We start from the raw sequence: 7,264 nt of genomic DNA on the forward strand, positions 1-7,264 counted from the left end.
TGGTTAACTTTGGAAGACAGTTTTCTCAGATTCCGCATCGATAACGGTGAATCGCTCGCGGTGAAGGTTAGCATCAGTACGGAAAATAAGGCGACCATTGTGGGTGCGCTCGAGCTCCATGAGGAGCTGGGAATCCTCTTTCTTGAAGCGGTTGAGTACATCCGGGTTGACCATCACGATGAGATCGCCGAGTTGCTCAACGTTGCGCTGAATCACGGTGTGGAGACGGCGTTGGATTTCCACAGACATTGTCATGGTTGTCTTCACGCGGCCACGGCCTTGGCAATACGGGCAGGGTTCGTTCATCGTGTCACGCAGCGATTCCTTGAGACGCTGACGAGTCATTTCCATGAGGCCTACTGCAGAGATCTGCATCACTTGAGTCTTAGCCTTGTCGCGTTTGAGACGTTCCTTCATGGCGCGGTAGACAGCCATCTGGTCACGGCGATGGCGCATGTCGATGAAGTCAACCACGACCAAACCACCGATGTTACGGAGGCGCAGCTGGCGGGCGACTTCTTCTGCTGCTTCCATGTTGGTCTGAAGAATCATTTTTTCAACATCTCTAGAGCCTTTATTTCGGCCAGTGTTGACGTCGACAGCAATCAGAGCTTCGGTCTCATCGATCACAAGGTAACCACCACAGGGTAGCCAGACTTGGCGGTGGAATGCTTCGTCTATCTGCTTCTGAATGCCGATCTTGTTGAAGATCGAACGACGAGACGGGAAGTGGTGGATGCGGCGTTTTGCGCGGCGAGAAATTTTACCAGCAACATCGCGCATGAACTCGGTAGTTTCGAGGTCGTCACAGATGACTTGGTCGACTTCGTCAGTGAGGAAATCGCGGGCAGTACGTTCGATTAGACCTGGCTCACGGAAGGTACAGATAGGTGCCTTCTTAGAATCACGCTTGGTTTCTACTTCATTCCATTGCTCTAGTAGCATTGCTAGATCGCGAACAAAGTGGCGAGCGCGTTGGCCTTGAGCCACTGTACGCATGATGATGCCCATGCCTTCAGGGACTTGGAGCTTCTGCATGATACGACGCAGGCGCTGGCGTTCCTTCGGGTCATCGACCTTGCGGGAAATACCAAATTGCTCTGAAAATGGCATGAGTACGAGGTAACGACCGGCGAGTGAAATGTTGGTAGTTACACGTGGGCCTTTGTTTCCGATAGGCCCTTTAGAGACCTGAATCATGATTTCTGAGCCGATCGGGTAGATGCGAGGAATGTCCTTTGAAGTGATTTTCTTTTGCTTCTTTCTCGGGCGTCCTTCGCGTTCGATCTCTTCGAGCCCGCCGTCGAGGGCCGCTGGAATGGCATCCCAGAAGTGAAGGAAGGCATTTTTCTCCATGCCGATGTCGACGAACATGGCTTTGAGGCCTTGCTCGATATTCTTGACGGTTCCTTTGAAAATGCCGCCGACGATGTTGTCTTCGCCTTCGCGTTCCACGTCGTATTCTTCGAGGCTGCCGTTTTCAACGAGAGCGACACGACGTTCGAGTTTCTCCGCGTTGATGACTAGAGTGACTCCTTCACGTGGGTTTGGTTCAGCTATGCCTAGTGCTTGTTTGATTTTTTTGATCATAATAAATTAGTTAAATTGGTTAAATTGGTTTGTTGAAATTGGTTTGTTGAAATTGGTTGTTGGAGGGTGTTGGGAATTGTAATGCTTAGTTTCTATTGATTGTTAGGGGGCGATGATAGTCCAAAATTGGTATTTTATTCTGGAATGGGAATAGCGCTTGGAATGACTGACCCACGGGGGTCAATTTCTGCACGTATAGTGGGTAGTGGTAAATCTTCTGGTTCTTCTGGTTCAGGGTGAATGACGACGATGGCTGAGGCCTCTTCGCCGGTCTCGCCATCTGCCAAGAAGGCTGCGGCGAGTGGGTTGTCGTCAGGTAGTGAAATTTCGGAAATGAGATCGGTGTTGCCGATGTAGGGCTGTTGCTTCTTAAGTGGAAGCTTGTGGCCCTCTTCTTGGGCGAAGAGGCCAGTGAGGATGAGTTTGACAAGGGGGCCCGCTACTTTACCGCCGCTGCCACCACGTTTGACTGCGACAACGACCACGTAGCGTGGGTTGTCGAATGGGGCGAAGGCTACTGTCCAGGCGACGTGCGTCTTGATGCCGAGGTCGGTGGTTTGCGCGGTGCCCGTTTTTGCTCCAATGATGATGCCATCGGGGGTTGCGCGGCGGGCAGTGCCACCAATCTTGTGAGCGGCCAGTCGCATGCCCTCACGGATGTTTTGTAGCTGGACTGGGGCGAGTCCTTGCTGGATCAGGTTGGTTTTGAGCTTTGGGCGGTTAGAGATTTGAATGCCGAGGTCTGGGTGGCTGACTTCGCGAACGATCCTTGGTTGGTAGAGTTTGCCTCCGTTCGCGACTGCGCTGATGAGGGCGGCCATTTGTAGGGGAGTGGCTTCGGAGTCACCCTGGCCGATGGCTAACATGCCGGTGAGAGCGTTGGTCATGACTTTATTTCGGTAGCGACGTTGCCAATCGATACTGCCGGGGAGAATGCCAGCGGACTCGCGAGGCAGGCGGATGCCAGTCGGTTGGCCAAGACCCAGCATGCTATAGGATTCGACCATTTTAGCGGTACCAACAGTCTTGGCAATCTTCATGAAGTAGGGGTTACATGAGCGCTGAATAGCTTCCTTAATTCCGAGCACGCCGTGGCCCCAGGTTTTCCAGCAGCGGATTTTTGCTTTACCGTAGGGAGTGTAGCCCTTGCAGTCGCAGTCCATTCCGTGAAGCCCATTGATTGCGGCAGTGATGGCGGTGGGGATTTTGAAGGTGGATGCTGGTGGGAAGTTACTGATGGCTCGGTTGAGGAAGGGGGCGGATTTATTATCTCGGTATTCAGCGTAGCGCTTTGATGTGATGTTCGGGATGAAATCGTTTGGATTGAAATCTGGCACTGAGGCCATTGCTAGGACTTCGCCAGTGCGAGGATCCATCACCACGGCGGCGGCGCGGCCAGCTCGGCGGAGGACTGTCTCTGTGAGGTACTGGATGCGGGCGTCTAGGGTGAGCTGAACCTCTGAGCCTTGAGATGGTTTGAGGTAGTCGACAACACGCAAGTTCTTGCCTTTTTCATTCTTTAGAATAGTTCGGATGCCCTGGCTGCCACGCATGTATTGATCCATGGTTGCTTCGATTCCTGAGATGCCTTTTGGGTCGCCAGTGTAGTGCTTGAACTCGGGTGGGACGTCGCCTTTTGCCCATTGCTTGAGGTAGCCTAGACAATGTGATGCGAGTGAACCGTATGGATAAATGCGTCGAGGTGTGACCGTGACGTAGACTCCTGGGAGCTCGAGGTTGTGTTCCGCAAAGTGGGCAAATTGATCGTAGCTAAGGTCGTCTCGAAAGATGAAGGGGATGAGCCCACCATGGGTCAGGTAGTGACCTTCCATCGCGCTGGCGCTGTATTTGGCATCGATCCCTTGTTGGGCGAGTTTTGGTCTAACCCACTGGTTGATGATCTCGACTATGCCGGGTGGCTTGGCGTCCTTCTCTCCTTTGTGATCTTGCCAAAACTGTTGGAGGTAGTCTTGATGGATTTCTTTGAGGTTAAAGATGAGTTGGTAGTTGCGATTGTTCTTCGCGAGTACCACCCCGTTGCGGTCGATGATTTCGCCACGCACACCAGGCTCGCGAATTTGAACTTCGTAGTTGGTGGGCACGAGTTTACGAAACTCGTCTTGGCGGTTGATCTGGAAGTCGTGCAGCTGAGTCATTAGCACGCCGCTACCCACCAGCACCAGCATGGTGAGGATATAAATTCGGTATCTGTAGCGTGGGCGAGCCATGAGCTTAGTTGTCGAGCGTGTACGCTTCGGGGGTGAAGTAGCGACGCTTCAGTCCATCGTAACGGATGGTGTAGTCGAAGAGTTTGGCTAATTTAAAAATAATGGCGAAAATGAGTGGAGAGCAGAGCATTGTCATCGCCGCCGTGAGCCAGATTTGTGTCAGCACCTTTCCAGGGAAAATCCATTCGCCGCGGACAAAGGTGATCAGTAAAAACTCGGCAAGTAGATAAAGGAAGACCGAAATGCCAGTGAGGATGGCGGATACTTGCCATACACCGCGGCGGAATAATGGCTGAATACATTGCATCAATACGCCCATTAGTCCAAAAAGTAGAATAGAATACCCAAAGCGTAGCGAGTCAATTTGATGGATGTACACTTCCGAGTCACCACCTTGTGGTCCGAGTGTGTTATTTGCGTCCCAGAGGAAACCGCAAAGAAAGGCTAGTCCTAGCATAGGTGAGAAGCCGACGGTGACAGCACAGCAGAGAAACACAAGATGCAGTAGCAAGATGCGAGCATCGTACAAGGCCGTCACAGCAGGTATGAATTGCTGCAAGATGCAGGCAATCAATACGAGAATGAAGAGGCTGATGTGGTATCTAATCACTGGTTCAATGGTGCCCTAGCAGGACGAATACGGTATCTAAAGCCGCGAAGTCTACTGCAGGTTTCACCAGTGCTTCCGCATCAATAGCACCCACCTCTGAAGACACCACGGTGCCGAGGTTGATGTTTGCGGGAAAGAGTCCACCGCGGCCTGTCGTGACGACAGTTGATCCGGGTTTTATCTTAGCCTCTTTGGACAGGTAGCGCAGACGGAGCATTGGTGTGTCTCCATGTTGCGCGCGCTGACCGCTGAGGATGCCAACTTCTTGAGTGCCCTTTATCTTTGCAGATACTTGGCATTTCTCATCAGTCAGCAAAATCACGGTGGAGGTCTCGTCGTTAGGTCGGTCTACCTTGCCAACGAGGCCTTCTGCAGCGAGCACTGGAAGCTGGGCTTCCACATTGTGCTCTAGCCCACGATCAATGGTGATGGTCTCCCACCATGTCGCAGGCTTGCGGCGTATGAGTTTTGCAGCTTTTACGCTGAAAGGGGAACGTTGCTGGAACTTGAGTGCAGCACGGAGTTGAATGTTTTCTTCTTCGAGCTTTCGAAGATGGGAGGATTCGGTGCGAAGCTTCACCAGTTCAGCCTCTGCCGCATCAAGCTTGGCAGTGACAGTTTTAGAATGTTCTACTTCGTCAGTGAAGCTCTCGCCTTTGTTTCTAAAGTGGCACCACTCTTCAAAAATGGGCCGATGGCAGCGTAGTATGTCCGTTGAATCTGGCGCACGCCTCTTCACTGCGAGTGAGCGACCAGGCGACTCCCGCAAGGAATAAAAGAAGGGTGATGAGATTCAGCGGCTTCATGCTTTATCAGTCCATATTGGTCACGCGGCGCAGGAGGTTGATCTCCTGCAGAGATTTTCCTGTGCCTTCGGCCACGGCGCTGAGTGGATCATCTGCAATGTGGACTGGTAGGCCCGTCTCGTCTTTGAGGCGCTTGTCTAGCCCTTTAAGCAGTGCTCCACCGCCGGCGAGGACTAGTCCTCGGTCGACCAAGTCTGCAGCCAATTCTGGCGGGCAGTGTTCAAGGGTGGTACGAACCGCGTCAACGATAGCGGCGACTGGATCAGAGATAGCTTCGCGGATCTCTTCGGATGAAATCTTCATCGTCTTTGGTAGTCCAGCAACGAGGTCGCGTCCTTTGACCTCCATAGTGATTTCCTTTGGAAGTGGGAAAGCTGAGCCCAGGCGGATTTTGATCTCTTCAGCAGTGCGCTCACCAATCATCAAATTGTACGCGCGCTTCATGTAGGAAATGATAGCTTCGTCGATAGCGTCACCCGCAGTGCGGACTGAGCGGCTATAAACGATACCGGCGAGCGAGATTAGAGCGACTTCAGTCGTGCCACCACCGATGTCGACAATCATGTTGCCTGAGGCATCCTGTACGGGAAGGCCCACACCAATCGCTGCAGCCATCGGCTCTTCGATCAGGTAAACTTCACGGGCGCCAGCTTGCTCAGCTGACTCACGCACAGCGCGGCGTTCTACCTCGGTGATGCCAGAGGGAACCGCAATCACCACGCGAGGATTCGAGCGGCGGCCTTTGTTTGCCTTGCGGATAAAGTGGCGAAGCATGGCCTCGGTCACCTCGAAGTCAGCGATGACTCCATCCTTGAGTGGGCGGATCGCAACGATGTCACCAGGAGTACGACCGAGCATGCGCTTGGCGTCATCTCCGACGGCGAGGACGTGGTTGGTGCCAGCCTTGACTGCAACTACGGATGGCTCGCGCAGCACAATGCCTTGGTCCTTAATGGTTACGAGAGTGTTTGCAGTGCCGAGGTCGATTCCGATATCACGGGAGCCCCAGCCAAAAAGTTTTGCGAACATTAATGTTTAAAAAGTTATAAATTGCTAAAAATGGGAAAAGGTGCGGCCTGAGCCACCATCATATTACGCAGGACACGCAACATAGCTATCAGAAGAAAAAAATCCCCCCGATGCTGTAGTCACTATTTGGCTAGTAACCGCCAAGGTCAAGCAGATAGTGGGTTGATGTGATCAGTTTCCAAGCCAGCACGATCAAGCAATTTGCGACCGCGAAACACGCGGAAATCTTAAATCAAGTAAGATGCCTCTGGGATGCGCGTGGCTCGACATAGATCAGGCAGCCTTGCTCACTCCCGACCTGCGGCGGTGCAAAAGCAAAGATGAGCCAAAAAGTAGGGAGCTTGAGCAGGGCTCGGGTCGGGGTCGGTGCAGACCAGCGAGACCTCGCCCAGCACCCGGATGCCCTGATTCGGGCAGCCGTCTTATCTCGCGACACAGCAGCACGATACGGCGATGGCCGAGCTCGATGAGCCGACGGGTGGCGGCGGCTAAGGCTGGCGGCTTGTCCGGCTTGCATGCTGCCAGCGGCAGATCGTTGTAACGCCCGAACAGGGCGAAGGTGTGCAGCTTCCCGGAGGCGAACCACTCCAGTATCTCGCGCGAGCCAGCGAGCACCACCCAAGCGTCCGCCTCGTTGGCTGTCACGAAGCGGGCGACCCGCTTGACGTTCATGCCGAGATCGGCCAGCGACTTTTGGTGAAGCACGGCGGTGTGGCCGGCCGCCTCGAGTGCGTGCTGTAGATCGACGATGTAATCTCGGCGCTGGTCGGTACCATCACCGGTTAGGATAGCCACCCGCATCGGGCGCACGGCCTTGTTGCCCTTAGGGAGGGTGATGCGGCGCTTGTGGCCCGGCCCCTGGCCAACCAATAGACCCTCATTCTCGAGCGCCTGCAGCGTGGTCTCCGCGGTCTTACAATTGACGCTAAACTCTGCTGCGAGCCGTGGCACGCCGGGCATCGTCCCTACCCAACGCCCGCGCAACAACTCGTCGCGTAGGC

Annotated in this window: 6 protein-coding genes; all 6 read right to left on the reverse strand. The window is 53.8% G+C overall.

All coding sequences use genetic code 11. The features are described from left to right. Positions 1-3 precede the first annotated feature (3 nt). Positions 4-1,590: an Rne/Rng family ribonuclease gene (locus tag BSZ32_RS09320; protein WP_105043180.1), complete on the reverse strand. Its 1,587-nt coding sequence runs from the start codon at positions 1,588-1,590 to the stop codon at positions 4-6. A 134-nt stretch (positions 1,591-1,724) separates the two neighbouring features. Further along, positions 1,725-3,818 carry a penicillin-binding protein 2 gene (gene mrdA / locus BSZ32_RS09325; protein ID WP_105043181.1) on the reverse strand — a complete coding sequence of 698 codons (2,094 nt, stop codon included), beginning with the start codon at positions 3,816-3,818 and terminating at the stop codon, positions 1,725-1,727. 4 nt (positions 3,819-3,822) lie between these two features. Continuing rightward, positions 3,823-4,428, reverse strand: a complete 606-nt coding sequence (locus BSZ32_RS09330) for a hypothetical protein (RefSeq protein ID WP_105043182.1) — start codon at positions 4,426-4,428, stop codon at positions 3,823-3,825. Between the two features lie 4 nt (positions 4,429-4,432). Then, positions 4,433-5,167: a rod shape-determining protein MreC gene (gene mreC / locus BSZ32_RS09335; RefSeq protein WP_165788755.1), complete on the reverse strand. Its 735-nt coding sequence runs from the start codon at positions 5,165-5,167 to the stop codon at positions 4,433-4,435. 73 nt (positions 5,168-5,240) lie between these two features. After that, a complete protein-coding gene (locus tag BSZ32_RS09340; RefSeq protein WP_105043184.1) occupies positions 5,241-6,263 on the reverse strand; it encodes a rod shape-determining protein in 1,023 nt (340 codons plus the stop codon). 273 nt (positions 6,264-6,536) lie between these two features. Further along, the coding region (locus BSZ32_RS09345) for a type 1 periplasmic-binding domain-containing protein (protein WP_206018791.1) at positions 6,537-7,264 on the reverse strand (728 nt) is incomplete at its 5' end.

Origin of the sequence: Rubritalea profundi (genome assembly GCF_002954445.1) — a bacterium.
Lineage (GTDB): Bacteria > Verrucomicrobiota > Verrucomicrobiia > Verrucomicrobiales > Akkermansiaceae > Rubritalea > Rubritalea profundi.

Bases quoted from the DNA above. Each gene is read 5' to 3' on its own strand.
- BSZ32_RS09340 (WP_105043184.1), bottom strand. From the start codon at position 6,263: ATGTTCGCAAAACTTTTTGGCTGGGGCTCCCGTGATATCGGAATCGAC.
- mrdA (WP_105043181.1), bottom strand. From the start codon at position 3,818: ATGGCTCGCCCACGCTACAGATACCGAATTTATATCCTCACCATGCTG.
- BSZ32_RS09320 (WP_105043180.1), bottom strand. From the start codon at position 1,590: ATGATCAAAAAAATCAAACAAGCACTAGGCATAGCTGAACCAAACCCA.